Origin of the sequence: Pelagerythrobacter marinus, from assembly GCF_034375205.1 — a bacterium.
GTDB classification, from domain to species: Bacteria; Pseudomonadota; Alphaproteobacteria; order Sphingomonadales; family Sphingomonadaceae; genus Pelagerythrobacter; species Pelagerythrobacter marinus.
Genome location: NZ_CP139719.1, coordinates 140980 through 165751, shown reverse-complemented (window position 1 = coordinate 165751; position 24772 = coordinate 140980). Strand labels below are relative to the sequence as shown.

Annotated in this window: 23 protein-coding genes; 12 read left to right on the top strand and 11 right to left on the bottom strand. The window is 68.7% G+C overall.

All coding sequences use genetic code 11. The features are described from left to right. Nucleotides 1-6 precede the first annotated feature (6 nt). Entirely contained in the window at nt 7-1098 is a 1092-nt protein-coding gene (locus tag T8T98_RS00825; RefSeq protein ID WP_251104334.1) for a mechanosensitive ion channel family protein, read from the top strand. Nucleotides 1099-1176: 78 nt separating this feature from the next. Here the strand turns inward: T8T98_RS00825 and T8T98_RS00820 are convergent, their stop codons facing one another. Continuing rightward, nucleotides 1177-3483, bottom strand: coding sequence for a CDC48 family AAA ATPase (locus T8T98_RS00820; protein WP_251104335.1), 2307 nt, complete (start codon nt 3481-3483; stop codon nt 1177-1179). Nucleotides 3484-3897: 414 nt separating this feature from the next. Between T8T98_RS00820 and T8T98_RS00815 the strand changes: the two genes are divergently transcribed. The 4 genes from T8T98_RS00815 to T8T98_RS00800 all read left to right on the top strand — a co-directional run bounded on the left by T8T98_RS00815 (nt 3898) and on the right by T8T98_RS00800 (nt 7161). After that, nucleotides 3898-4620, top strand: coding sequence for a CoA transferase subunit A (locus T8T98_RS00815; RefSeq protein WP_160734417.1), 723 nt, complete (start codon nt 3898-3900; stop codon nt 4618-4620). A 98-nt stretch (nt 4621-4718) separates the two neighbouring features. Beyond that, nucleotides 4719-5363, top strand: a complete 645-nt coding sequence (locus T8T98_RS00810; protein WP_251104336.1) for a hypothetical protein — start codon at nt 4719-4721, stop codon at nt 5361-5363. A gap of 3 nt (nt 5364-5366) precedes the next feature. Continuing rightward, nucleotides 5367-6002, top strand: coding sequence for a CoA transferase subunit B (locus tag T8T98_RS00805; protein ID WP_251104337.1), 636 nt, complete (start codon nt 5367-5369; stop codon nt 6000-6002). Between the two features lie 4 nt (nt 6003-6006). Further along, nucleotides 6007-7161 carry a CaiB/BaiF CoA transferase family protein gene (locus T8T98_RS00800; RefSeq protein ID WP_251104338.1) on the top strand — a complete coding sequence of 385 codons (1155 nt, stop codon included), beginning with the start codon at nt 6007-6009 and terminating at the stop codon, nt 7159-7161. Between the two features lies 1 nt (nt 7162). Here the strand turns inward: T8T98_RS00800 and metK are convergent, their stop codons facing one another. The 6 genes from metK to hisS form a co-directional block, all read right to left on the bottom strand. Continuing rightward, on the bottom strand, nt 7163-8371 hold the full coding sequence (metK, locus tag T8T98_RS00795) for a methionine adenosyltransferase (protein ID WP_251104339.1): 1209 nt from the start codon (nt 8369-8371) through the stop codon (nt 7163-7165). Nucleotides 8372-8415: 44 nt separating this feature from the next. Continuing rightward, on the bottom strand, nt 8416-10002 hold the full coding sequence (lnt, locus tag T8T98_RS00790; protein ID WP_251104340.1) for an apolipoprotein N-acyltransferase: 1587 nt from the start codon (nt 10000-10002) through the stop codon (nt 8416-8418). A gap of 40 nt (nt 10003-10042) precedes the next feature. Then, nucleotides 10043-10771 carry a DUF4167 domain-containing protein gene (locus tag T8T98_RS00785; protein ID WP_251104341.1) on the bottom strand — a complete coding sequence of 243 codons (729 nt, stop codon included), beginning with the start codon at nt 10769-10771 and terminating at the stop codon, nt 10043-10045. 234 nt (nt 10772-11005) lie between these two features. Further along, nucleotides 11006-11848, bottom strand: coding sequence for a peptide chain release factor N(5)-glutamine methyltransferase (gene prmC / locus T8T98_RS00780; RefSeq protein ID WP_251104342.1), 843 nt, complete (start codon nt 11846-11848; stop codon nt 11006-11008). Continuing rightward, nucleotides 11841-12911, bottom strand: a complete 1071-nt coding sequence (prfA, locus tag T8T98_RS00775) for a peptide chain release factor 1 (protein ID WP_251104343.1) — start codon at nt 12909-12911, stop codon at nt 11841-11843. Before prfA ends, prmC begins: the two co-directional genes overlap by 8 nt. A 139-nt stretch (nt 12912-13050) precedes the next feature. Beyond that, nucleotides 13051-14316, bottom strand: coding sequence for a histidine--tRNA ligase (hisS, locus tag T8T98_RS00770; RefSeq protein ID WP_251104344.1), 1266 nt, complete (start codon nt 14314-14316; stop codon nt 13051-13053). A 106-nt stretch (nt 14317-14422) separates the two neighbouring features. On the opposite strand from hisS, the gene ppa reads away from it, so the two are divergent. Beyond that, a complete protein-coding gene (ppa, locus tag T8T98_RS00765; protein WP_251104345.1) occupies nt 14423-14950 on the top strand; it encodes an inorganic diphosphatase in 528 nt (175 codons plus the stop codon). Between the two features lie 42 nt (nt 14951-14992). On the opposite strand, the gene T8T98_RS00760 is transcribed toward ppa, so the two are convergent. From T8T98_RS00760 to T8T98_RS00750, 3 genes are all read right to left on the bottom strand, one after another. After that, the gene (locus T8T98_RS00760) at nt 14993-16417 is read right to left on the bottom strand and encodes a mechanosensitive ion channel family protein (RefSeq protein WP_251104346.1); all 1425 of its coding nucleotides are present in this window, start codon (nt 16415-16417) and stop codon (nt 14993-14995) included. Next, entirely contained in the window at nt 16414-17757 is a 1344-nt protein-coding gene (locus T8T98_RS00755) for a TldD/PmbA family protein (protein ID WP_251104347.1), read from the bottom strand. Before T8T98_RS00755 ends, T8T98_RS00760 begins: the two co-directional genes overlap by 4 nt. Before the next feature lie 67 nt (nt 17758-17824). Further along, the gene (locus T8T98_RS00750; RefSeq protein ID WP_160734404.1) at nt 17825-18214 is read right to left on the bottom strand and encodes a hypothetical protein; all 390 of its coding nucleotides are present in this window, start codon (nt 18212-18214) and stop codon (nt 17825-17827) included. 168 nt (nt 18215-18382) lie between these two features. Here T8T98_RS00750 and lptB point away from each other — a divergent pair, with 168 nt between their 5' ends. The 6 genes from lptB to T8T98_RS00720 all read left to right on the top strand — a co-directional run bounded on the left by lptB (nt 18383) and on the right by T8T98_RS00720 (nt 24591). Further along, nucleotides 18383-19168, top strand: coding sequence for an LPS export ABC transporter ATP-binding protein (gene lptB, locus T8T98_RS00745; protein WP_160734403.1), 786 nt, complete (start codon nt 18383-18385; stop codon nt 19166-19168). A gap of 75 nt (nt 19169-19243) precedes the next feature. Next, on the top strand, nt 19244-20692 hold the full coding sequence (rpoN, locus tag T8T98_RS00740) for an RNA polymerase factor sigma-54 (RefSeq protein WP_251104348.1): 1449 nt from the start codon (nt 19244-19246) through the stop codon (nt 20690-20692). A gap of 185 nt (nt 20693-20877) precedes the next feature. Beyond that, nucleotides 20878-21573: a response regulator transcription factor CtrA gene (ctrA, locus tag T8T98_RS00735; protein ID WP_160734401.1), complete on the top strand. Its 696-nt coding sequence runs from the start codon at nt 20878-20880 to the stop codon at nt 21571-21573. 133 nt (nt 21574-21706) lie between these two features. Next, entirely contained in the window at nt 21707-22471 is a 765-nt protein-coding gene (locus tag T8T98_RS00730) for a sulfite exporter TauE/SafE family protein (RefSeq protein WP_251104349.1), read from the top strand. 61 nt (nt 22472-22532) lie between these two features. Then, nucleotides 22533-23234 carry a tRNA (guanine(46)-N(7))-methyltransferase TrmB gene (gene trmB, locus T8T98_RS00725; RefSeq protein ID WP_251104350.1) on the top strand — a complete coding sequence of 234 codons (702 nt, stop codon included), beginning with the start codon at nt 22533-22535 and terminating at the stop codon, nt 23232-23234. Between the two features lie 127 nt (nt 23235-23361). Next, nucleotides 23362-24591 carry a tyrosine-type recombinase/integrase gene (locus tag T8T98_RS00720; RefSeq protein WP_066558389.1) on the top strand — a complete coding sequence of 410 codons (1230 nt, stop codon included), beginning with the start codon at nt 23362-23364 and terminating at the stop codon, nt 24589-24591. Here the strand turns inward: T8T98_RS00720 and T8T98_RS00715 are convergent. Continuing rightward, nucleotides 24569-24739, bottom strand: a complete 171-nt coding sequence (locus T8T98_RS00715; RefSeq protein WP_322295909.1) for a GDCCVxC domain-containing (seleno)protein — start codon at nt 24737-24739, stop codon at nt 24569-24571. The genes T8T98_RS00720 and T8T98_RS00715 overlap by 23 nt on opposite strands. Nucleotides 24740-24772 lie beyond the last annotated feature (33 nt).

Here is a 24772-nt window from a genome sequence, read left to right as displayed (position 1 = left end):
TCGCTGATGCCCGACCGGATCGCCCTGCCCGACTGGACCGGTGGATGGACCATCGCCTGGGACGAAGTGGCGGCGGTGACGATCGCAGTCGTCCTCGCCATTGCCGCGGCCTTCCTCGTCCACCGGGTGATCTTCAACCTCCTGCGGCGCCTGGCGCAGGGATCGGACTCGCGGGCCGACGACCTCGTCTTCGAACGGATCGCCTCGCCGATACGCTGGTCGGTGGTGGCGATCGCGATTGCGGTCGTCGCCCAGACCCATGCCGATATCGCGCGAGTCTGGCAGTGGGTCGCGCCGTTCCTCGTCCCCGCGCTGGTCGGCTGGCTGGCGCTATCGCTCGTGCGCGCATTCGCCGCCGCCATGCAGATCCGCAGCGAGCTGTCGTCCGACCCGATCGCCGCGCGCAGCCGGCGCACCCGGGTCGCGATCCTTTCGCGCACGGCGGCGTTCCTGATCGTCCTGCTCACCGTGGCGATGATGCTGCTGGCCATCCCCGGCGTGCGCGACGTCGGCGTGACGCTGATGGCATCGGCCGGGCTTGCCGCGCTGGCCGTGGGCGCGGCGGCCCAGCCCGCGCTCAAGTCGCTGATCGCCGGGATGCAGATGGCCCTGACCGAACCGCTGCGGATCGGCGATCTCGTGGTAGTGGACGGCTTCACCGGGCGGGTGGAGGAAATCCGCATGAGCTTCATCATCGTGCGGACCTGGGACGAACGGCAGATCGTGGTGCCGACCAGCAGCTTCCTCGACACGAGTTTCGAAAACTGGTCGCGCGATTCGGAACGGCTCTCGGGGCCGGTCTTCCTGCACCTCGACCCCGCCAGCGAAGTGGCGCCGATCCGCGCGGAGTTCCTGCGCTATGTCGCCACGCGCGAGGACTGGGACGGGCGCACGGCCGAACTGCTGATGACCGAGGCGCACCCGGAAAGCATCGAGCTGCGGATCGCGGTCAGCGCGGCGACGATCGGCGACCTGTGGACCCTGCGCTGCGCGGTACGCGAGCACATGATGGAATGGCTGCGGGTCAACATGCCCGACGCGCTGATCCGCCACCGGCTGGGGGTAGAGGACGCCAACGCCCGCACGCAGCGGGGCTAGCGGAACACAGCAGCGCCAAGGCGCCCGGCCGGGGGCGGAGCGCGCCAGCGCGGAACGCCGGGCCCGCCCCGGGCCGCCTTAGCCGTGCTTGCGGTCGCGGGTCGGCTCCACCATGCCTTCGGAAATGAAGCCGATCGGCATCGCCTGCGCCGCGCGCTTCTTCAGCTCGCCGCGCATCTTGCGATATTCGGCCTCCATCTGCGGGGTCACGGTGGCACGCGAATCCTTCAGCGCCTCGTCGAAATCGGCGCCCGTCACGTCCTGCACTTCGCCGCCGACGCGGCGCAGGGCGTTGAGGCCCGCCCGCCGCACGACGTCTTCCAGGTCGGCGCCGGTGAACCGGTCGGTCTTGTCCGCGACCGTGCCCAGGTCCACGTCGCCGGCCAGCGGCATCCCGCCGGTGTGTATGCCCAGGATCTGCGCCCGCCCCTTCCGGTCCGGCGTGCCGACATAGACCAGCTCGTCGAACCGGCCGGGGCGCAGCAGCGCCGGATCGACCAGGGTCGGGCGATTGGTGGCCCCGATCACGATCACCGACTGGAGTTCTTCCAGCCCGTCCATTTCGGCCAGGATCGTGTTGACCACGCGCCCGGTCACCTGCGGTTCGCCCTGGCCGCTGCCGCGGGCCGGGACGAGGCTGTCGATCTCGTCGATGAAGACGACGCACGGGGCCACGGCGCGCGCGCGCTGGAACATGCGCGCGATCTGCTGCTCGCTCTCGCCGTACCACTTCGACAGGAGGTCGGAACTCTTCATCGAGATGAAGTTCGCCTCCGCCTCCTTCGCGACCGCCTTGGCCAGCAGGGTCTTGCCCGTGCCGGGCGGGCCATAAAGCAGGAAGCCCTTGGCCGGGCGAATGCCCAGGCGGCGGAACGCCTCGGGGTTCTTGAGCGGCAGCTCGATCCCTTCGCGCAGCATGTCGATCGCGTCGTCGACCCCGCCGATGTCGCCCCAGCCCACTTTCGGGACCTGGACCATGACTTCGCGCATGGCGCTGGGCTGCACACGCTTGAGCGCGGAGAGGAAATCCTCGCGCGTGACCGAGAGGTTGTCGAGCACCTCGGGCGGGATCGTCCGTTCGTCGAGGTCGAGCTTGGGCATGATGCGCCGGACGGCATCGATCGCCGCCTCGCGCGCGAGCGCGGCGATATCGGCGCCGACGAAACCGTGGGTCACCCGCGCCAGTTCGTCCGGGTCCACCCGGTCGCCCAGCGGCATCCCGCGGGTGTGGATGGACAGGATCTCGCGCCGCCCCTTCTCGTCGGGCACGCCGATCACGATCTCGCGGTCGAACCGGCCGGGCCGGCGCAGCGCCTCGTCCACCGCGTCGGGGCGATTGGTGGCGGCGATGACGACGAGGTTCGATCGCGCCTCCAGCCCGTCCATCAGGGTCAGCAATTGCGCGACCAGGCGCTTTTCCGCCTCGCCCGAGACTTGCGAGCGCTTGGGCGCGATCGAGTCGATCTCGTCGATGAAGACGATCGCCGGGGCATGCTTGGTCGCGTCCTCGAACACCTCGCGCAGGCGCTTCTCGCTCTCGCCGTAGCCGGAGCCCATGATTTCCGGCCCGTTGATGGTGAAGAACTGCGCGTCGCTCTCGTTCGCGACCGCCTGGGCGAGCCGCGTCTTGCCGGTTCCCGGCGGGCCGTGGAGCAGGACCCCCTTGGGCGGATCGACGCCCAGCCGGGTGAACAGCTCGGGATAGCGCAGCGGCAGCTCCACCATCTCGCGCAGCTGCTGGATCGTTTCGCCCATGCCGCCGACATCGTCGTAGTTCACGACCGCGCGGCCGGTGGGCGATTCCTCGTACTCGGCGCGCAGCTCCACCTCGGTGTTCTCGTCGATATGGACGATCCCCTTGGGCGCGGTGGAAACCACGGTGAGGCGCACCTGCGTCAGCGCATAGGCCGGGGCGTTGAACATGCGCTGCACTTCGGGCGGCATGTTCTGCACCGGCTGCTGGCCGGTCGTCGCCACGAGGTCGCCGGCCATCAGCGGCTTGCGGAAGAAATTGCGCTTGAGCGCCTGGGTCGGGCCCTGGAGCCGCATCTCCCGGCTGGCCGGGGCGAACACGACGCGCGTGGCCGGCCGCGACTTGGCGGCGGAAATACGCACGTGCTCGCCCGATCCGCACTCGGCATTGTTGCGCTGCAGGCCATCGAGCCGGACGACGTCGAGCGACTGGTCCTCGTCATAGGCGGCCATCGCGATCGCGGCGGTCGAACGCTTGCCCGCGATCTCGACCACGTCGCCTTCGGTAATGCCGAGCGCCTGGAACGCCGAGCGCGGCAACCGGGCAACGCCGCGCCCGCTTTCTTCCTGCCGTGCCGCCGCGACCTGGAGCCGGACCGCCTTATCTTCTACCGTCGCGTCGACTTCGGCCATCCGTCCACATCTCCCTGTGCCGTTTCACATGCGTGACGCTCCCTAGCTAGGGAGCCTTCGTCGCGAGTCAAACGCCCGAACCGCCGGCAAGTGCCGGGGCCTGCACGCGCAGCGCGGGCAAAGAAAAAGGCCCGGTCACGAGGACCGGGCCTGGAAAGTCTTGGGAGAGGATGCCTGAAAGGCACGCCCTATGTGCAGTGCAGCAAGGTTTTGTGCAAGTGCGAAAAGTTCATTGTATATTGCATAAAAAGCAACCTGGCCTGTCGCACGGTTGAAAGAATGACACTTTTGCGGGCGACCCGTCCGGCTCGCCGCACCGCGATGCTGCACCGCAGCATGGCCCGGACGCAGCCGCCCGAGGGGTGACAGGTCCGCGCTTCGCGCCTAGAGGCGAAGGGCGCTTAAGGAGGTCCGATGCAGAAGCTCTATCCCGATGCCGCCGCCGCCCTCGACGGGCTGCTCGAGGACGACATGCTGATCGCCGCGGGGGGCTTCGGCCTGTGCGGCATTCCCGAACGCCTGCTCGACGCGATCCGCGACAGCGGGGTCAAGGGCCTGACCTTCTGCAGCAACAATGCCGGCATCGACAACGAAGGCATCGGCAAGCTGCTGCGCACGCACCAGGTGAAGAAGATGATCTCGTCCTACGTGGGCGAGAACAAGGAGTTCGAGCGCCAGTTTCTATCCGGCGAGCTGGAGGTGGAATTCTGCCCCCAGGGGACCCTGGCCGAGCGTATGCGTGCCGGCGGCGCCGGCATTCCCGGGTTCTACACGAAGACCGGCGTCGGCACCCAGGTGGCCGAAGGCAAGGAAGTGAAGACCTTCGACGGGGAGGACTATATCCTCGAGCGCGGGATCTTCGCCGATCTTGCGATCGTGAAAGCGTGGAAGGCGGACGAAACCGGCAACCTGGTGTTCCGCAAGACCGCGCGCAATTTCAACCTGCCGGCGGCGACCTGCGGCAAGGTCTGCGTCGTCGAAGTGGAAGAAATCGTGCCCACCGGCAGTCTCGATCCCGACTGCATCCACCTGCCCGGCGTCTATGTCCAGCGGATGATCGTCGGCGCACCCTACGACAAGAAGATCGAGTTCCGCACGACCCGGGAAAGGACCGGGCCCGAACACGAGGCCGCGTGAGCGCGCGGCGGCACCATGCCGCGTGCGCGGCATCGGCGCTTGCCCTCACCCTCGGCGGGTGCGTTGCCGCCGCGATTCCGCTTGCCGCCAGCAGCGCGATGATCGGCGGGCCCGAGCGGCAGGCCCGGGCCGGCGCGCGAACCGTCGTGCCGGCCGACCGCGCGGCCGCTGCAACGGCGCCGGCCACGCCCTATCGCGGCTTTCTCAGCTATGCGCTGGCCGAATCCGCCCGCCATCCGACCGACGAGCGCCGGCGCTCCGCCGTCCTGGCCGATCCCGGATCGCTGCAGCCGGCAACCACCGATTGCGCGATCCTGCCGCCCGCGGTGCTGATCGATCTCGACCCCGCCGGCGAAGCCGCGCAGGTCGACGCGATCGCGCCCGATCCGGCCCTCGCCGACGGGCTGGCCGACTTGCGCGCACAGGATACCGCCGTGTTCTGGATCAGCCGCCTCTCCGCCGCCGAGGCCGGCACGCTGCGCCGGCACCTCGTGGAAACGGGGCTCGACCCGGCGGGCCGCGACATCTTGCTGCTCATGCGCCGGGCCGGCGACCGCAAGCAGCTGCGCCGCGAGGAGCTGGCGCGCAGCCACTGCCTGCTCGCCATCGCCGGTGACAAGCGGGCCGATTTCGACGAGCTCTATTCCTACCTGAGGGACCCTGCCGCGGCCTCGGCACTCGAAGTGCTGATCGACCGGGGCTGGTTCCTCGTCCCGACACCTCCAGAGACCAAGGAAGATTGACCGATGCCCTGGGACCGCAACCAGATGGCCGCCCGCGCGGCGCAGGAACTGCAAGACGGATTTTACGTGAACCTGGGGATCGGCATCCCGACGCTGGTCGCCAACCACATCCCCGAAGGGATGCATGTCACGCTGCAGAGCGAAAACGGCATGCTGGGCATCGGCCCCTTCCCCTACGAGGACGAAGTCGACGCCGACCTGATCAATGCCGGCAAGCAGACGATCAGCGAACTGCCGCACAGCGCCTATTTCGACAGCGCCGCCAGCTTCGCGATGATCCGCGGCGGGCATATCGACCTGACTGTGTTGGGCGCGATGGAAGTGGCGGAGAACGGCGACATCGCCAACTGGATGATCCCCGGCAAGATGATCAAGGGCATGGGCGGCGCGATGGACCTCGTCGCCGGGGTGAAGAAGATCATCGTGGTTATGGAACACACCGCCAAGAACGGCAGCCCCAAGTTCATTCCCGAATGCACGTTGCCGCTGACCGGCACCAACGTGGTGGACATGATCGTGACCGACCTCGCCGTGTTCCAGCGGCCGGACCACGACAGCCCGTTCCGCCTTGTCGAGCTGGCCCCGGGCGTGAGCGCGGACGAAGTCGCCGCGAAGACCACCGCGCATTACGTCGCCTGAGCCGGTGGGCGGCCGGGCCACCCCGCTTGCCGGCCTGCGCGTGGTCGAACTCGCCCGCGTCCTGGCCGGGCCGTTCGCCGGGCAGACCCTGGCCGATCTCGGCGCCGACGTGATCAAGGTCGAGAGCCCCGAAGGCGACGGCACGCGCCAGTGGGGCCCGCCGTGGATCGAGCGCGGGGGTGAACGCGCCGCAGCCTATTACCATGCCTGCAACCGCGGCAAGCGATCGGTCGTCGCCGACTTCGCCGACCCCGCCGACCAGGCGATGGTTGCCGGGCTGTGCGACGGCGCGGACGTGGTGATAGAGAACTTCAAGGCTGGCACACTCGCGCGCTTCGGCCTCGACTACGCCGCGCTCGCCGCGCGCAACCCGCGCCTCGTCTATTGCTCGATCACCGGCTTCGGGCTCGACGGCCCGCGCCGAGACGAACCGGGTTACGACTTCGTGATCCAGGGCATGAGCGGGCTGATGGGGCTGACCGGCGAGCCGGGGGGCGCGCCGATGAAGGCGGGGGTCTCAATCTCCGACCTCGCCTGCGGCCTCTATTCGACGATCGCGATCCAGGCCGCGCTGCTGATGCGCGAGCGCACCGGCACCGGGCAGCACATCGACATGGCCCTGCTCGACTGTTCGGTATCGCTCCTCGCCAACCAGGCCATGAGCTATTTCGCGAGCGGCGCGAACCCGCCGCGGATGGGCAATTCGCACGCCCAGGTCGTGCCCTACGGCGTCTATCGCGCGGCCGACGGCGAGGTGGTCCTTGCCCCGGCGAACGACCGGCTGTTCGGCGTGCTGATGCGCGCCCTCGCCCGCGACGACCTGGCCGACGACCCGCGCCTGGCGGACAACGCCGGCCGGATCGCGCATCGCGAATGGCTGGAAGCCGAGATCGCGCGCGAGATCGCCCGCTGGGCGCGCGACGACCTGCTCGCCGCCTGCCGCGAAAGCGGCGTGCCGGCCGGGCCGATCAACGATTGCGCGGCCGTGTTCGCCGATCCGCAGGTCGCGGCGCGCGGAATGCGGATAGACCCCGATGGCGTTCCCGGCCTGCGCAGCCCGTTCCGGTTCTCCGATGCCGGGCTGGCACTCGACCGTCCATCGCCCCGCCACGGCGAGCATGGGCGGCAGCGCGGAACCGCGCCGCGGTGGCGCGACTAGGTCAGGCGAGCGCCGCCTTCAGGTCGTCCACCAGGTCGGTGCGTTCCCACGGGAAATGATCGCCTTGCGCCGCCCGGCCGAAATGGCCGTAGGCCGCGCTCTGGCGATAGATCGGCTTGTTCAGCCCCAGGTGGGTGCGGATGCCGCGCGGGGTCAGGCCGCCGAGCTTGTCGATACCGCGGATCGCGTCCTCGATCCGGGCATCGTCCACGCTGCCCGTGCCGTGGGTATCGACATAGAGCGACAGCGGCTCCGAAACGCCGATGGCGTAGGAAAGCTGGATCGTGCAGCGGCGCGCGATCCCGGCAGCGACGATGTTCTTGGCCAGGTAGCGGCTGATATAGGCGGCCGAACGATCGACCTTGGTCGGGTCCTTGCCGCTGAACGCGCCCCCGCCGTGGGGCGCCGCGCCGCCATAGGTATCGACGATGATCTTGCGCCCGGTAAGGCCGGCGTCGCCGTCGGGGCCGCCGATCACGAAAGTCCCGGTCGGGTTGATGTGCCAGCGCGTTTCGTCGGACAGGAAGCCGTCGGGCAGGATCTCGCCCACGACGCGCTTCACGTAATCCTTCAGCTCGGCTTCCTTCGCGCCTTCGTCGTAGCCGGGGGCGTGCTGGGTCGAAACGACGATCGCGGTCGCTGCCACCGGCTTCCCGTCGCGATAGCGCAAGGTCACCTGGCTCTTCGCATCGGGCTCGAGGAAGGGGGCCGCGCCGCTCTTGCGGTCGGCCGCCAGCCGCTGGAGGATCTTGTGGCTGTAATCGATCGTGGCCGGCATCAGGTCGGGCGTCTCGTCGCAGGCGAAGCCGAACATGATGCCCTGGTCGCCCGCGCCCTCGTCCTTGTTGCCGCTGGCGTCCACGCCCTGCGCGATATGCGCGCTCTGGCCGTGGAGGTGGTTCTCGAACGTCAGCGTCTGCCAGTGGAAGCCGTCCTGCTCGTATCCGATCTCGCGCACGGTCTCGCGCACGACGCGCTCGATCTCCTCCAGCGCGCCATCGACCCAGGCCCCGTCCTCGTACACGCCCTTGCAGCGCAGTTCGCCCGCCAGGACGACGCGCTGCGTCGTGGTCAGCGTTTCGCAGGCAACGCGCGCCTCGGGGTCCTTCGACAGCAGGAGGTCCACCACGGCGTCGGAAATCTGGTCCGAGACCTTGTCGGGATGCCCCTCGGAAACGCTCTCGGACGTGAAGAGAAAGGTGCTGCGCATGTGGATTCCCGATATAAAGGAAGCTTTATGTCTGAAAGGCGGTCCTAGCCCGCCCGCCACCGCGTGACAACCAGCGATCCGGCGATCAGTGCCAGGGCCCAGGCCATCGCCAGCCAGTTGCCGAAGAGCGCGAACGGCGTAGGCGGCTGCGCCGGCGGAACGCGCCCGTCGAGCCGCCCGGCCACGCGCATGCCGAGGTGGTCGCGCACGACCCCGCGCGCATCGATCACCGCGCTGATCCCGGTCGTCGTCGCGCGCAGAACCGGCAGCCCTTCCTCGATCGCGCGCATTCGCGCCTGGGCTAGGTGCTGGGGCGGCCCCCACGCCCCGAACCAGCCGTCGTTCGACGGGTTGAAGATGTAATCGGGGCGGTCGCCGCGATCGACCACCTGCCCGGAAAAGACGATCTCGTAGCAGATCTGCGCCCCGGCGCGGCCCCAGCGGCCGAGATCGAGCGTGCGCGGCCCGGGGCCGGGAATGAAGTCCAGCGTCCCGGCGACCAGCCGCGTGAGGCCGAGCGGCGAGAGCCAGCTGCGCAGCGGAAGATATTCGCCGAAGGGCACGAGGTGCGCCTTGGCATAGCGTTCGCCCAGCGTCCCGTCGGCCATGACCGGGGTGATCGCGTTATAGGCCCCGGTCGCCCGTTCGCGGCCGTCCACGTCCTCGATCTCCAGGTCCACCGCGCCGGTCAGCAGCAGCGATCCCTCGCCGATCGTCCGGCCGATCCGCCAGCGGGCATAGCCCGGGTTCCCGGCCGCGGTCATCTGGTCGTAATAGCGCTGCGGATAGCCGTCGCGCAGGTAATCGGGCACGCCCGATTCGGGCCACAGCACCAGTCGCGGCCCTTCGGCCCCGCGCGGGAGCGAGAGCCGCGCCAGCCGGGCGAACTGCTCTTCGAACTTGGCCGGATTGTCGAGGTCTTCCTGCCGTATGTCGGGCTGGACCAGCGTGAAGCGCAGCGTGCCTTCCTCCCGCGCGGGGGCGGGCCAGTACATGCCGGCCGCGAGCAGGCCGGTCGCCAGCGCGAAAGCGGCCGGCCGCCTTTCGCGAAGGAGAACCAGCAGCAGGGCCGCGACGACGACCGCCAGGCCGGAAAGGGCATATGTCCCCAGCCAGGGGAGGAGCGCGGCGAGCCCGGGCCGGTCGAACGGGCCGAGGAAGACCAGCCCGAACGGGTCCCAGGCATAGCCGGTGAAGACCCAGCTTCGCAGCCACTCGGTCAGCGCCCAGGCCCCGCCGGCAAGGCAGGCCACCGCGCCCGGCCCCATGTCCCGCGCCGGCAGGCGGACCAGGAGAGCGGCCAGAGCCGGGTAGAGCGCAAGGTAGAGCGACAGGAGCGGCACCGCGAGCCAGCCGAGCCAGGCCGGCATTTCGGCCTGGTAGGTGAAGGCAGTCGCGATCCAGTTGTTGGCGAGGGTGAAATGGGCCAGCCCGAACAGCCAGCCGCGCACGAAGGCGCTCTTGCGGTCGGGCGCGTGGCGCACGAGGGCGATGAAGCCGCCCATGGCCAGCAAGGCGACCGGCCAGAGGTGGAGCGGGGGAAACCCGGTTGCCGAAAGGGCGCCGCACAGGAGCGCCGCGAGGCGGGGGCGGGCGAGCAGCCAGTCGCCGATCCGGCCGATCCGGTTCATCGTCCTGTGCCGCCCCGGCTAGCCAGCTCCTGCCCCGGTATCAGCCGACCGCCTGGACGGTTTCGCTGTCCTCGGCCGGTTCGGCCTTCTTGCGGCTGCGGGTGGCGCGCTTCTTCTTGGGCGGCGCGGCCTCACTGGCATCGCCGGCCTCGCCGATCGCGGGGGGCAGCGCCGAAGCGTCGATCTCGCCCCTGTTGTCGGGAGCATTGTCGGGAGCGTTGTCGCCAGGCGTCTCGCCCCGGGCCTTGCGCGGCTTGCGCGGTTGGCGCGGTTCGCCGCGGGCCGGGCGCTTGAACGGGTTTTCCGCCGGCTCGTAGCCCGAATCGTCGCTCGATTCGGCATTGCCGTCGCGATCGTTCGCATCGTCGCGATCAGCGGAACCGCCGCGATCGGCCGAACCGTCGCGGCCGTTGCCGTCGTCGCGGCGATTGCGGGTGTTGCGCGACTGGCGGCGGCGCGGGCTTTCGCCCTCGTCGTCGTCGCCATCGTCGTCGTCCTGGTCGCGATCGTCCTGGCGCTTGCTGCGCTGTTCTTCCTGGCGCGCCTTGTTGTCGGCGATGACGCGGAAATAGTGATCGGCGAACTGCAGGTAGTATTCGGCCTGCACCCGGTCGCCGTTGTGCTGCGCGTCCTGGGCCAGCTTCTTGTACTTGTCGAGCAGCTGGGGCGCGTTGCCGCGAGCCCGACTGTCGATCCTGTTAGCCTGGTTGCCGCCGCCCTGCTGGCGATTGCCGCGTCCGCGACGGCGATTACTGCGGTGATTGTTCAAGGAATGCTCTTCCTCATTCGGGACCGCCCAGCCGGCACCATTGCCCGTGCGGTCGCATGACCCCTCGCCGCGTCCGCTTCGTTGCGGATCGCGGATGTTCCATCTGCACCTGTGCGCGGGCCCAACGCCCGGCCGGTTTGCAAATGTCGGAACCAGGCCCTTCCGGGTGGCGAGCGCGTCGCGATCCGGTGGCCTGTCTCAAGAGTTAGCTATCGCGAGGGTCTTTGCCAACCCCTAACGCAAAATCAATGCGCGCGGCCGCCCGCCGAGGTCGCGCCGCAACGTGCAGGAAAACCCGGCGTCGGCGGCGATCGCGGCGACCGCGGCTTCCTGCGTCGCGCCGATTTCGAGCACGGCGATCCCGCCGGGCGCGAGCAGGCCTGGAAGGCAGGGGACGAGCCCGCGGTAATCGTCCAGCCCGTCGGGCCCGGCATAGAGCGCGCCGGCAGGTTCGAACGCGCCGACGTCGGGCGCAAGATCCGCCCCGCTTTCGACATAGGGCGGATTGGCCACGACGCGATCGAACCGGCCGAGCTCGCCTGCCCAGCCGGGCGCGTGCCAGTCCGCCTCCGCCAGGCGCGCGCGCCCGTCCAGCCCCAGCGCCCGGGCATTGGCCGCGGCGACGGCAAGCGCGGCGGGGGCGCGGTCGATACCGATGCCCTGCCAGCCCGGCCGCTCGGCCAGGAAAGCGAGCAGGAGCGCGCCCGAGCCGACCCCGCAGTCGAGCACGCGCCCGTCCTCGCCCGCCCCCTCCAGCGCGGCGGCAAGCGTCGTCTCGCTGTCGTCGCGCGGGATCAGGACGTCGGGCGTGACCTGCAGGGCGAGGCCGTGGAACTCCTGCCGGCCGAGGATATAGGCCACCGGCTCGTGCCCGGCGCGCCGTTCGACCAGCGCGGCGAAGGCGGGCGGCGCATCGCGCTGCATGTGCCGCAGGAGGAGGTCGGAGCGCGACACGCCCAGCGCGTGGGCCATCAGCAGCTCGGCATCGAGCCGCGCGGTATCGGACACCGGCGAAAGCCGCTCTGCCGCCGCGCGCAGGGCAGCGGCGACCGCGACCCCGGGCACGCCGTCAGCCATCCATCGCCGAGAGACGCTTGGCCTCGTCTTCGGCGATCAGGGCATCGACAAGCTCGCCCAGCCCCGGGCCGGCCAGCACTTCGTCGAGCTTGTGCAGCGTCAGCCCGATGCGGTGATCGGTGACGCGCCCCTGCGGGAAGTTGTAGGTCCTGATCCGCTCCGACCGGTCGCCGCTGCCGACCATGGCCTTGCGCGCCTCCGCCTCCGCGCCCTGCGCTTCCGCCCGCTTCAGGTCGTAGAGCCGGGTGCGCAGGACCTGCATGGCCTTGGCCCGGTTCTTGTGCTGGCTGCGCTCGTCCTGCTGGATCACGACCAGGCCGGTCGGCAGGTGGGTCAGGCGCACCGCGCTGTCGGTCGTGTTCACGTGCTGCCCGCCGGCACCGCTGGCGCGGTAGATGTCGATCTTCAGATCCTTGTCGTCGATTTCGACATCGACTTCGCTCGGTTCGGGCAGGACGGCGACCGTCGCGGCCGAGGTGTGGATGCGCCCGCCGCTCTCGGTCACCGGCACGCGCTGGACCCGGTGGACGCCGCTTTCGAACTTCAGCCTGGCGAAAACGCCAGTGCCGCTGACATGGGCGACCACTTCCTTGAAGCCGCCGATGTCCGACGCGTTCATGCTGATCGTTTCCACCCGCCAGCCGTTCTCCGCAGCGAAGCGCTCGTACATGCGGAACAGGTCGGCGGCGAACAGCGCGGCCTCGTCCCCGCCGGTGCCCGCGCGAATTTCCAGCATTGCGGGCCGTGCATCGGCGGCATCGCGCGGCAGCATCGCGATCGCCAGCTGGCGCTCGGCCTCGGGCAGCCGCTCGCGCAGGCGGGCGATTTCCTCCTCCGCCAGCGCCTTCATCTCGGGATCGCTATCGTCGAGCGTTTCCAGGTCCGCCAGCTCGGCCCGCATCGCGCGCACCTCCTGCGCCGCGCGGGCGACCGGCTCCAGCTCGGCATAGTCGCGGCTGGCGGCGACGAAAGCCTCGCCCTCCAGCGTACCCGACGCCAGCCGCGCCTCGAGCTCGGCGAAACGGTGCGCGATCTGGTCCAGGCGTTCGGCGGGGATGGTCATTTTGCCACCCCATTCTCCCGAAGCCCGTCATGCTGAACTCGTTTCAGCATCCATCGCGCTCCACCAATCGATGGGGCGAGAGAAGAAATGGACCCTGAAACGAGTTCAGGGTGACGAATTGCAGGGACTGCGGGGATAGTCATTTCTCGAGGTTTTCGAGAATATCGCGGACACGGTCATATTCCTCGACACCCGGCGCCGACTTGAGATTGAAGACGGTTTCGCCGTCCTTCGCGGAAATGCTGAGCAGTACCTTCGCGTTGATCTTTGCGGCCTTGTCATAGCGCTTGCGCGGAGAGCCGGTCGCTACGATCTCGGCAGAGAGGCCGGCAGTCCTGATCGCGGTACTGGCTGCAATGCCGGTGTTGAGCAGCGCATCGGTCTCGACGGCAATGCTGACGTCGGCAATCTCCGGTTGCTTCTCCCCCACCAGCATCGCCAGCCGCTCGATCCCTGCGGCCCAGCCGACCGCGGGCGTGGCCGCGCCGCCGAGCGATTCCATCAGCCCGTCGTAACGCCCGCCGCCCAGCACCGTGCTCTGGGCGCCGAGCGCGGCGGCCGCGGCGGAGCCTTCGTCGGGGACGAATTCGAACGCGGTGTGCCGGTAATAGTCGAGCCCGCGCACGAGGCTTTCGGCGCGGCGCCATTTCACGCCCGCGGCATCGAGCCCATCGGTGACCTGGCCGAAGAAAGCCTGCGCCTCGTCCGACAGGAAGCTGTCGATCTTCGGCGCATCGACCACGAAGCGGCGATCGCGCGGATCCTTGCTGTCGAGGATGCGCAGCGGGTTCTTTTCCAGCCGTTCCTGCGAATCTTCCGACAGTTCGCCTTTCACGGCACGGAAATGCTCGACCAGCGCGGCGCGCCAGGCCTCCCGGCTATCGGCATCGCCCAGCGTGTTGAGCTGCAGCGTGACACCCTCGATCCCCAGCTCGCGCAGCAGCTGGTCGGCCATGGCCAGCAATTCCACGTCGGCCTGCGGTTCGGCCGCGCCGATGATTTCCGCGTCGATCTGGTGGAACTGGCGGTACCGGCCCTTCTGCGGGCGCTCGTAGCGGAACAGCGGCCCGTGCGTCGCGACCTTGAGCGGGGCGTGCTGTTTCCAGCCGTTGGTGATCCAGGCGCGCGCGATCCCGGCGGTGAACTCCGGCCTCAGGGTCAGCGATTCCCCGCCGCGGTCCTCGAACGAATACATTTCCTTCGAGACGATATCGGTCGTCTCGCCGATCGATCGGGCGAAGACCTCGGTCTTCTCGAACACCGGCATTTCCACCCGGCGGAAGCGGTAGAGCCGGCGCACGCGCTCGAAGGTTTCGACGACGTGCGCGAAGCTTTCCGCATCGGGGCCGAAAATGTCCTGCGTTCCGCGGATCGCCTGGGGGGTCTTGCCGGATGTCTTCGCCATGGCGCGCGCTTAGGCGAGAGCGTGGCTTGCCGCAATATCGCCGGCCCGCTAGAGGCCCCGGCGCGAAGTCCTTTGGGAGAGGGGCCGACCGCAACAGAGAGACAATATGCGCATCGACAAGGTTCCCGTGGGCGACAGCCCGCCCGACAGCCTCAACGTCATCATCGAAGTGCCGACCGGCGGCGAACCGGTGAAGTATGAATTCGACAAGGAATCGGGCGCCCTGTTCGTCGACCGGATCCTGCACACGCCGATGCGCTACCCGGCGAACTACGGCTTCGTGCCCCACACGCTGAGCCCCGATGGCGACCCGCTCGACGCGCTGGTCATCTCGCGCAGCCCGTTCATCCCCGGGTGCATCGTGCGCGCCCGCCCGATCGGGGTCCTCAACCTGGAGGACGAGCACGGCGGCGACGAGAAACTGATCTGCGTCCCGATCGACACCACGTTCCCCTATTACTCCGACGTCGCCGAAACCAAGGACCTGCCCTCGATCATCTTCCAGCAGATCGAGCACTTCTTCACCCACTACAAGGACCTGGAGAAGGAAAAGTGGGTCCGCATCGGCCAGTGGGGCGACGCGGCCGAGGCCAAGCGGATCGTGCTCGAATCGATCGAGCGGGCCAGGGGCTGACGGCAGGCGCGGCCGCCGCCGGTCGGCGGCCGTTCGCCGGGCCTATTCCACCGGCCGGCTGGGATCGAGCAGGTCGCGCGTTTCGCCCTGCGCGCGCTCGGCCTCGACCATCCGTTCGATCTCCGCATCGGGGCGCACGTCCGCCGCGTCGTCCCCCTCCGGCCCGCTGTCCGGCGGCGGAGCGGGTTCCGGCGGTTGGCGTGCCGGCCGTTCGCGGCCCGCATCGCCTTGCGGCCCGGCGACATTTTCGAACGGCAGTGGCATCGTGCGCTGGTCGAAGCGCAGGCGATAGATCGGCTCGGGCAGCGCGAAGCCGCCTTCCTCCAGCGCCCGCTTGACCGCCGCGATCGCGCGGCTGCGTGCCTTGACCCAGTCGCTCTCGCGCTGGTCGATCCAGCCGAAGAACCGCAGGACGATGTTCGAATCGCCCACTTCCATCACCGCCGCGTCGGGCGGCGGGTCGGCGAGGACGAACGGCAGCTGCGCCAGCGTCTCGCGCCCGACGCGCCGGCCCGCGTCGGGATCGTCGTCGGCGTCGATCCCCAGGTCGAATTCGAACCGCCGCTGCGGGTTGCGGGTGTAGTTCAGGATCACCGCCTTGAAGACGGTGGAATTGGGGATCCGCAGGTGGTTCCCCTCCAGCGTCATCAGCACGGTGGCCCGGCTGGTCAGGCGCACGACGCGCCCTTCCTTGTCGTCGATCAGGACGTGGTCGTTGGCCCGGAACGGCTGGCGCAGGCTGAGCATCAGCGAGGCGACGTAGTTCTCGATCGTGTCGCGCATGGCGAAGCCGAGCGCGATCCCGACCACCCCCGCGCCACCCAGCACCGCCCCCATCAGCGCCCCCGCACCCAGCAGGTCGAGCGCGACCACGAGGCCGATCAGAATGAAGGCGAACCGGATCGCGCTCGCGACCAGGTCGGCCAGGAAGACATTGGGCAGGAGCCGGCGCCAGAGCGCGCCGAACCCCGCGATCAGATGGCCGACGAAGGCGATCGCAATCGCCAGGACGAGCGCGACGCCGATCAGCGGCAGCATCGCGACGAGGCCGGCGAACCCGGCCGAAAGGCTTTCCAGCGAACCGAGGTTGCGATCGATCGAGACGTCGCGGACGATCGCGTTTTCCACCGTGGCGACGCCGGCGACGCGGCTGGCGATGCGTTCGGCGCGCTCGCCGTCCCCGGCGGCAGGGACCGTTCCGGCCAGCGTCACGACCCCTTCGCTGACCGCGACCTCGACTTGCGACAGGGCCTCTATCTCGCCGAAGATCGCGCGGATCCGCCCCGCAATCCGCGCGTCCGCGCCCGCATCCTGGTGATCGGCGATCGCCGCTTCGGCGGCCGGGGCGGGCGTGGCCGGGGCCCCTTCGGGCAGGGCCGGAACGGCAAGCGCCGGCGCGGCGAGCAGGACCAGGAAAGCCGCCGCCAGGCGGGTAAGGGCGTGCCGGACCGGGCGCGCCCGCGTCATGCGCCGGCCACCGTCATCCCGTCGACCCGCAAGGTGGGGACATTGATCGCGCGGTGCATCTCGAGGTCGTTCGCCGCATGCATCCGGGCATACATGGCGAGGAGATTGCCCGCCACGGTGAATTCCGCCACCGGCCCGGCGATCTCGCCGCCGACGATGCGAAAACCGCTGGCGCCCCGGCTGTAGTCGCCGGTGACCGCGTTCACGCCCTGGCCGGCCAGCTCGGTCACCAGCACGCCTTCCCCGATATCGGCCATCAGCTCGGCGCGGCCGACCGGGCCCGCCGGGACGTGCAGGTTGCTCGCCGAGACGCCCGGTGCGCCCGCCCCGCGCGAGGCATGGCCGGTCGGGGCGAGGCCCAGCTTGCTGGCGCTCGCGACATTGAGCAGCCAGTCGCCCGGCACGCCGCGATCGACCAGCTTGCGCGGCACGCACGACAGCCCCTCCCCGTCGAACGGGCGCGAGCGCAGGCCGCGCGGCCGGTGCGGGTCCTCCAGCACATCGATCGCGGCCGGGAAAACGGCGCTGCCTTCGCGCCCGAGCAGGAAGCTCGACCGGCTGGCGATCGCCGGGCCCGCCATGGCGCCGACAAGGTGCCCGATCAGCGAGGCACCGACCCGCGGGTCGAACAGCACGGGCATGCGGCCGCCGCGCGGCACCTCGGGATGGAGACGCGCGACCGTGCGTTCGCCCGCGAGGCGGCCGATCTCCTCCGGCGGGGGCAGGTCTTCCAGGTGGCGGGCGCTGCGCTGCGCGTAATCGCGCTGCATCCCGGCGCCGCTGCCCCCGATCGCGACCGCGCTGACCGAGTGATGGGTGGCGCCATAAGCGCGCGCGAAACCGTGGCTGGTCACCAGCGCGAAAAGCGAACGGCCGCAGGAGGCCGACGCCCCTTCGCTGTTCGTCACCCCTTCGACCGCGCGCGCGGCATCCTCGGCCGCCTCGGCGCGCCGGCGCAAGTCGTCCGGGCCGGGCCTTGCCGGGTCCTCGAGATCGAGCGGCGGGGCCTCGCCCCGGTCGAGCCGGTCCCCGGGGGCGAGGCCGGCATGGGGATCGTCGGGCGCGACCCGCGCCATGGCCACGGCGCGGGCGGCCAGGTCGTCCAGCGCGCCGGGCGTGAAATCGCTCGTTTCGATCGAGGCCGACCGGCGGCCGACGAAAACGCGCAAGGCAATCCCTTCGCCTTCGGAACGCTCGACCTCCTCCAGCTTGCCCAGCCGCACGCCGACGGCCTCCGATGACTGGGCGCGCGCGGCGGCGTCGGCGGCATCGGCCCCGTGGCGGCGCGCGGCCTCGATCAGGCTGGCACAGCGATCGAGCGCGGTGGCCCCGTCGATCATCGATTGGTTCCGGGCGTTGTCATGCGCCCCAGCTAGAGTCGGCGCGCGCCGCCCGCAAGGCGAGCGGTCAGCCGACGAGCAGCGCGATCCCGCGGAACAGCGCGGTAAGGGCGAGCGGCAGAAGGATCGCGAGTGCCCAGAGCATCGCCTGGTCGCGGCGATAGGCCGCTGCGAGCGCCGGGTCGGCCGCCTGCTCGTCCGACAGGTCGCGCCAGCGCTTCTCGAACCAGCGGCAGGCCGGGATGATGCCGGCCACCAGCGCCACCAGCGCGAGGTAGGGCAGGATCGAGGAGCCGATCGCCTTCATCGCGTGAACGGTGACGAATATCTGCAGGGCGGTGTAGAACAGGAGAGCATAGGCGACATTGTCGCTCATCCCCTTGCGCCAGTCGCGCGCCCTCTCGGGCGCATGATCGCGCTCGCCCCCGCCGCCGATATCGTGAAGCGCCCTTGCCATAGCGCCCTCTCCTCCGTTTTCCCCCATCCGAATCGGAGTATTTCAGACGCAAGACACGAAGACAAGCGCGATAACCGGGGCGGCGGCCCCGCGCGCCATGCACGAATCCTGCCAGATCGCCGCACCGGGGGGTTTCCTGAGGGCGCAGCAATGCTACATGATCGCGCGATGGACACTGCCGAGCCCGCTGCCGACCACGCGCAGAGCGTGACCGCAACCGCCCCCATGCCGCACGGCGGGCTGGAAGTCGTCTCGATCGCCAAGAGCTACGACAAGCGCAGCGTGCTGACCGACATCTCGCTGACGGTGGACAAGGGCGAGGTCCTGGGCCTGCTCGGCCCCAACGGCGCGGGCAAGACGACCTGTTTCTATTCGATCATGGGCCTGGTGAAGCCCGATGCCGGCCGCATCCTGATGGACGGCGAAGACGTCACCAACCTGCCGATGTACCGCCGCGCGATCCTGGGCCTCGGCTACCTGCCCCAGGAAACGAGCATCTTTCGCGGGATGACGGTGGAGCAGAACATCAACTGCGTGCTCGAAATGGTCGAGCCCGACGCGCAGACCCGCGCGGCGGAACTGGAACGGCTGCTGGACGAATTCGGCCTCACCCGCCTGCGCGACAGCGCCGCCATGGCGCTGTCGGGCGGGGAACGCCGCCGGTGCGAGATCGCCCGCGCATTGGCCGCCAAGCCCTCGATCATGCTCCTCGACGAGCCTTTCGCCGGGATCGACCCGCTTTCGATCAGCGATATCCGCGACCTCGTGATCGACCTGAAGCAGCGCGGGATCGGCGTGCTGATCACCGACCACAACGTGCGCGAGACGCTCGACATCGTCGATCGCGCCTGCATCATCTACGGTGGCCAGGTCCTGTTCGCCGGCACGCCGCAGGATCTCGTCGCGGACGAGAACGTGCGCCGCCTCTACCTGGGCGAAGGGTTCACGCTGTGACCGGCGCGGCCGCGGCCCGCCTGCGCCATGCAAGGGCCGCGGCCCCGGCCCCGCACGACCGCGCATAGGCCGGCCATGGCGCTGGCCCCCCGCCTCGATCTGCGGCAGACGCAGTCGCTGGTCATGACGCCGCAGCTCCAGCAGGCGATCAAGCTGCTGGCGCTGTCGAACCTCGAGATCGAGACTTTCATCGGCGACGCGCTGGAGGCCAACCCGCTGCTGGAAGCGGGCGAGGTCGCGCGGGAAGACGGCGAGACGGCCCCCGCGGGCGAAAGCGAACCCGCCGCCGACAGCGCCGCGGGCGACGAGAGCGCGCTCGACATCGATCCCGGCGCGCTCGACCGCGACCGCGATACCGGCGACGGCGAATGGGGCGCGGCGCACGGGGCGACGCCGGCCGGCGAGTTGCCCTCGATCGACGAGCGCGGCGGCGACGGCCCGACCCTGGCCGAACATCTCGCCGAACAGGTCGGGGCCGCGGCCGGCGACAGCCGCGAGGCCTTCGTCGCGCGGCACCTCGTCGGCCTGCTCGACGAGGCCGGCTACCTCGCCACGGACCTGCACGAGGTGGCGGCCGAACTGGGCATTCCCGTGGCCGAGGCGGAGCGCGCCCTGGCCGTCGTGCAATCGCTCGATCCCACCGGGGTCGGCGCGCGGAGCCTCGGCGAATGCCTCGCCCTCCAGGCGCGCGAGGCGGACCGCTACGATCCGTGCATGGCCCGGCTGATCGACAACCTCGACCTGGTCGCGCGCGGCGAGTTCGCCCGCCTCAAACGGATGTGCGAAGTCGACGACGAGGACTTCGCCGACATGCTGGCCGAACTGCGCGGCTACGATCCCAAGCCCGGCTGCCGGTTCGGCGGCGCGGGCGAGGCCGCGATCGTGCCCGATATCCTGGTCACCGCCGCGCGCGACGGCGGGTGGGATATCGCGCTGAACGAGGAGACCCTGCCGCGCCTGGTCGTCAACCGCGCCTATTATCTCGAGCTGCGCCGCGGCTGCGCGGGGAAGGAGGCGCAGTCCTGGCTGGGCGAGAAGCTGGCCGATGCCAACTGGCTGATCCGCGCGCTCGACCAGCGGCAGAAGACGATCCTCAAGACCGCGGCCGAAATCGTGAAGAAGCAGGAAGGGTTCTTCCGCGCTGGCGTATCCGAGCTGCGCCCGCTGACCCTGCGCGACGTGGCCGAGGCGATCGACATGCACGAAAGCACGGTCAGCCGGGTGACGAGCAACAAGTACCTGAACTGCGACCGGGGCACGTTCGAACTGAAATACTTCTTCACCAGCGGCGTCGGCAGCGCCGATGGCGAAGGTGCCAGTTCGCAGGCGGTCAAGGCGCGGATAAAGGCGCTGATCGACGCGGAGGACGCGAAGAAGATCCTGTCGGACGACACGCTGGTCGCCCTGCTGAAGGGCGAAGGGTTCGACATCGCCCGCCGCACGGTGGCCAAGTATCGCGAGGCGATGGGCATTGGCAGCTCGGTCCAGCGCCGGCGGCAGAAACGGCTGGCGGCCGGCGGCTAGCGCACGGCGATCGCGCGATTCGGCCTGTCAGCAACCACGCACGACTCGCCGTATTTCCTGCGTTTATAGGTTATTAACCTTTTCCGTTCACACCTTGTGTGGTTAATGTCAGGCTTGTTTATCGAACACGGGGCAGCGCGGCCGCGTTTCGAGTGACCGGGCCGAAGGGGCAAAGGGGGATTCCCATGCGCGTACTGTTGATCGAGGACGAGCCGACCACGGCGAAGGCCATCGAGCTCATGCTTACGACCGAGGGTTTCAACGTCTATTCGACCGACCTGGGCGAAGAGGGGCTCGATCTCGGCAAGCTCTACGACTACGACATCATCCTGCTCGACCTCAACCTGCCCGACATGCACGGTTACGACGTGCTGAAGAAGCTGCGCGTCGCCAAGGTCCAGACCCCGGTCCTGATTCTTTCGGGCATTGCCGAGATGGACAGCAAGATCCGCAGCTTCGGCTTCGGGGCCGACGACTACGTGACCAAGCCGTTCCATCGCGAGGAACTGGTCGCGCGCATTCACGCGGTCGTGCGCCGTTCGAAGGGCCACAGCCAGTCGATCATCCGCACCGGCAAGCTGGCCGTGAACCTCGACGCCAAGACGGTCGAGGTCGATGGCGCGCGGGTCCACCTGACCGGCAAGGAATACGCGATGCTGGAGCTGCTCAGCCTGCGCAAGGGCACGACGCTGACCAAGGAAATGTTCCTCAACCACCTCTACGGCGGCATGGACGAGCCCGAGCTGAAGATCATCGACGTCTTCATCTGCAAGCTGCGCAAGAAGCTGAGCCATGCCTGCGGGGGCGAGAACTACATCGAAACGGTGTGGGGCCGCGGCTACGTGCTGCGCGACCCGGAAAGCCAGGCCGAAGCGGCCTGAACCCGCACGCGGGCTGTCGCGCGCCCGCTGCGCTGACGCGCTTTTCTATCAGCCGGCGTAGGATTTCGGCTGTCGCCAGCCAGTCCGATCGCGCGTAGCTGCCCCGGCGATTGGCCGGGACGAATAGCGCGCGATGGACATCTTCGGAATCGAGCTGGCCGGGATCGTCCCGTTCATCGCGATCGGGTTCGCCGCGCAACTGGTCGACGGCGCGCTGGGCATGGCCTTCGGGGTCATCACCAATACCCTGCTGGTCGGCGTCCTCGGGCTGCCGCCCGCGCAAGCCTCGCAGCGGGTCCACGTGGTCGAATGCTTCACCACCGCGACCAGCGGCATCAGCCACCTGTTGAGCGGCAATATCGACCGCGCGCTGTTCCTGCGCCTGCTGATCCCCGGCATGGCCGGCGGCATAACCGGCGCCTACCTGCTCACCGCGATCGATGCCTCGATCGTCGAGCCGGTCGTCCTCGCCTACCTCGCAGTCATGGGCCTCTACCTCCTCGCGCGCGGGCTGCTCTACCCCCCGCGGCTGCGCGAGGCGAAGCACGTCGCGCCGCTCGGCCTCGTCGGCGGGTTCCTCGACGCGGCGGGCGGCGGCGGATGGGGGCCGGTCGTCACCTCCAACCTGCTCGTCCAGGGGGCGGAGCCGCGCAAGGTCGTGGGCACCGTGAACGCGGTCGAGTTCTTCCTGGCGCTGACCATCTCGGCCACGTTCGTGTTCCAGATCGGCATTGCCGACCTTGCGGGGGCGACGCTGGGCCTGCTGATCGGCGGGATCGCGGCCGCCCCGCTCGGCGCCGTCGCGGCGCGCCGGTTCAGCCCCCGGCTGATGCTCGTCCTGGTCGGCACGGCGCTCAGCGCCACCAGCGCCTACGGCATCTGGGCCGCGCTCGCCTGAGGCCCTGGCGCGCCGCGCGCCCGGCTTGAGGCGGCAGGGGATTCCTGTATTCGGCCCGGTCATGAGCGCGAACAAGCCCGGCGATCCCACCACCCTCAACCGCCTCTACGGCCGCAGCCAGGGCAAGCCCCTGCGCAAGGGCCAGGCCGAGCTGGTCGAAAGGCTCCTGCCCCAGATCGCGGTCCCGGCCGAAGGGCCGGTGACGGCGGAGCGACTGTTCGGCCACGACCGCCCGCTCCACTTCGAGATCGGCTTCGGCGGGGGCGAGCACCTGGCCTACCGGGCCGATCTCCTGCCCGATCACGGCTTCATCGGGGCCGAGCCGTTCGTCAACGGCGTGGCCCAGGCGCTGGTCCACGTGCGCGACGGCGCGCTGGGCAATGTCCGCCTGCACCTGGGCGACGCGCTGGAAGTCCTGCGCCGCGTGCCCGACGGCGCGCTGACGATGCTCTACCTGCTGCATCCCGATCCCTGGCCCAAGGCGCGCCATGCGAAGCGGCGGATGATGAACGACGGGCCGGTGGAAATGTTCGCGGCCAAGCTCAAGCCGGGGGGCGAACTGCGCTTCGGCACCGACCACCCGGTCTACCTGCGCCATGCCCTCTCGGTCATGCGCCGCCACACCGACAGCTTCGAATGGCAGGTCGAAGGGCGGCAAAGCTGGGAGAACCGCCCCGGCGGCTGGTGCGAGACCCGCTACGAGGCAAAGGCGCGCGAGGTCTACGGCCACGAAGTCTGGTACTTTAGATTTAGACGACGCTAAAGTGCGAAATCCTTGTAAAACAATGTACTTAGCTGAATCCTCCTACGCTGGCATTGCCTCCATTTCGCTCCTTTTTCCGCTTGCGTGATTACCCGGTGATTGCCAGAAGAAGGACACGAGGTTCCGGATGGCAACAGGAAAAATCACGAAAAAATCGATAGATGCGCTCGAGGCTAGCAGCTCGAGCCAATTCGTTTGGGACACTGATCTCAAAGGTTTTGGCGCCAAGATTACGCCTTCAGGAAATATCTCTTACGTCCTTCAATTCAGGATGGGCGGGCGCGAGACAATCGCACGGCGTTATACGATCGGCGCACATGGGTCTCCGTGGACACCTACGACGGCCCGCTCGGAAGCCGAACGCCTTCTCCTGCTCGTCGGCCAAGGCGTCGATCCAGTGGAGGCTGAAAAGCAGAGGCGCCGTGAGGCCGTCGATCTCGCCTTCGACAATTACGCGCGGCATTTCACCCATTCCTGCAAAGGCGAGGGATGGAGACGTCTGGTCGAACGAGTGGTCAGGCTTCATCTTGAGCCGGTTCTACGCAAGAAGCCGCTGCCTTCGATCACCAGGGCAGATATCGTATCCGTTCTCGACCAGATGCCGGAAGAGCAGGTCGCCAATCGCCGGAACGTATTTGCAGTGATGCGCCGTCTGTTCCGCTGGGCTATCAGTCGCGGCGATCTCGATCGCAGTCCGATTGAGGGCATGGAGACGCCGCCGCCGGTAAGGCCGCGGGATCGCTGGCTTTCTGACAAGGAGCTGCGCATGATCTGGTATGCCACGCCCGAATGCCATCCCTGTTTCGGGCCGATTGTCCGCTTATTGATTTTGACCGGACAGCGCCGCGAAGAGGTTTGCGGGATGCACTGGCAGGAGCTCGACAGAGCAGAAAGACTATGGACCCTGCCCGGCCGGCGCACGAAAAACAGAGAGTTCAACACCATTCCATTGAACGAACTCGCCATGATCGAGCTCGATCGGTTGGCAGGTGGAGGGAAATGGCCGCGCAAGGGCAGAGTGTTTGCGACTGCAAGTGGAGCGGGCTTCACCGGCTACCATAAAGGCAAGATGAAGCTGGATAGCGCCATCGAGGAAGCCGAAGGCGAACCTTTGCCTCCCTGGCGCCTTCATGACTTGCGGCGGACGCTCGCAACGAATTTCCAGCGCTTAGGTGTAAGGTTCGAGGTTACCGAGGCGGTATTGAACCATGTAAGCGGTTCACGTGCGGGCGTGGCGGGAGTTTACCAGCGCCACGATTGGAAAGACGAAAAACGCAATGCCCTTAATGACTGGAACAAGCATCTCGTGTGTGTCTTGCGTGATGCGACCACCACTACTGCGGTAGACAGCAGGTAGCACCGTCACCATCTTCCCACGCTTCCTGAATCGGGGGGCATGGGGCATCGCCATAAGAGCAGAATACACAACAGTCTCCTGCCAATGGCTGCAGTCTTTTCCGGCAATGCTGGCATTCATAAATGAACCAGCATGCGTTGGTCGGCATGGTTTCGGTGGTGGCCGCTTGGCAATGGGGGCA

What these genes read in the sequence shown, in the direction of transcription:
- hisS (WP_251104344.1), bottom strand. Translation starts at nt 14,316, where the DNA reads ATGGCGAAGACATCCGGCAAGACCCCCCAGGCGATCCGCGGAACGCAG.
- metK (WP_251104339.1), bottom strand. Translation starts at nt 8,371, where the DNA reads ATGCGCAGCACCTTTCTCTTCACGTCCGAGAGCGTTTCCGAGGGGCAT.
- T8T98_RS00805 (WP_251104337.1), top strand. Translation starts at nt 5,367, where the DNA reads ATGCCCTGGGACCGCAACCAGATGGCCGCCCGCGCGGCGCAGGAACTG.
- T8T98_RS00720 (WP_066558389.1), top strand. Translation starts at nt 23,362, where the DNA reads ATGGCAACAGGAAAAATCACGAAAAAATCGATAGATGCGCTCGAGGCT.
- T8T98_RS00820 (WP_251104335.1), bottom strand. Translation starts at nt 3,483, where the DNA reads ATGGCCGAAGTCGACGCGACGGTAGAAGATAAGGCGGTCCGGCTCCAG.
- lnt (WP_251104340.1), bottom strand. Translation starts at nt 10,002, where the DNA reads ATGAACCGGATCGGCCGGATCGGCGACTGGCTGCTCGCCCGCCCCCGC.
- T8T98_RS00760 (WP_251104346.1), bottom strand. Translation starts at nt 16,417, where the DNA reads ATGACGCGGGCGCGCCCGGTCCGGCACGCCCTTACCCGCCTGGCGGCG.
- T8T98_RS00715 (WP_322295909.1), bottom strand. Translation starts at nt 24,739, where the DNA reads ATGCCGACCAACGCATGCTGGTTCATTTATGAATGCCAGCATTGCCGG.
- prfA (WP_251104343.1), bottom strand. Translation starts at nt 12,911, where the DNA reads ATGACCATCCCCGCCGAACGCCTGGACCAGATCGCGCACCGTTTCGCC.
- trmB (WP_251104350.1), top strand. Translation starts at nt 22,533, where the DNA reads ATGAGCGCGAACAAGCCCGGCGATCCCACCACCCTCAACCGCCTCTAC.
- T8T98_RS00755 (WP_251104347.1), bottom strand. Translation starts at nt 17,757, where the DNA reads ATGATCGACGGGGCCACCGCGCTCGATCGCTGTGCCAGCCTGATCGAG.
- ctrA (WP_160734401.1), top strand. Translation starts at nt 20,878, where the DNA reads ATGCGCGTACTGTTGATCGAGGACGAGCCGACCACGGCGAAGGCCATC.
- rpoN (WP_251104348.1), top strand. Translation starts at nt 19,244, where the DNA reads ATGGCGCTGGCCCCCCGCCTCGATCTGCGGCAGACGCAGTCGCTGGTC.
- ppa (WP_251104345.1), top strand. Translation starts at nt 14,423, where the DNA reads ATGCGCATCGACAAGGTTCCCGTGGGCGACAGCCCGCCCGACAGCCTC.
- T8T98_RS00730 (WP_251104349.1), top strand. Translation starts at nt 21,707, where the DNA reads ATGGACATCTTCGGAATCGAGCTGGCCGGGATCGTCCCGTTCATCGCG.
- T8T98_RS00750 (WP_160734404.1), bottom strand. Translation starts at nt 18,214, where the DNA reads ATGGCAAGGGCGCTTCACGATATCGGCGGCGGGGGCGAGCGCGATCAT.
- T8T98_RS00815 (WP_160734417.1), top strand. Translation starts at nt 3,898, where the DNA reads ATGCAGAAGCTCTATCCCGATGCCGCCGCCGCCCTCGACGGGCTGCTC.
- T8T98_RS00810 (WP_251104336.1), top strand. Translation starts at nt 4,719, where the DNA reads ATGATCGGCGGGCCCGAGCGGCAGGCCCGGGCCGGCGCGCGAACCGTC.
- T8T98_RS00825 (WP_251104334.1), top strand. Translation starts at nt 7, where the DNA reads ATGCCCGACCGGATCGCCCTGCCCGACTGGACCGGTGGATGGACCATC.
- lptB (WP_160734403.1), top strand. Translation starts at nt 18,383, where the DNA reads ATGGACACTGCCGAGCCCGCTGCCGACCACGCGCAGAGCGTGACCGCA.
- prmC (WP_251104342.1), bottom strand. Translation starts at nt 11,848, where the DNA reads ATGGCTGACGGCGTGCCCGGGGTCGCGGTCGCCGCTGCCCTGCGCGCG.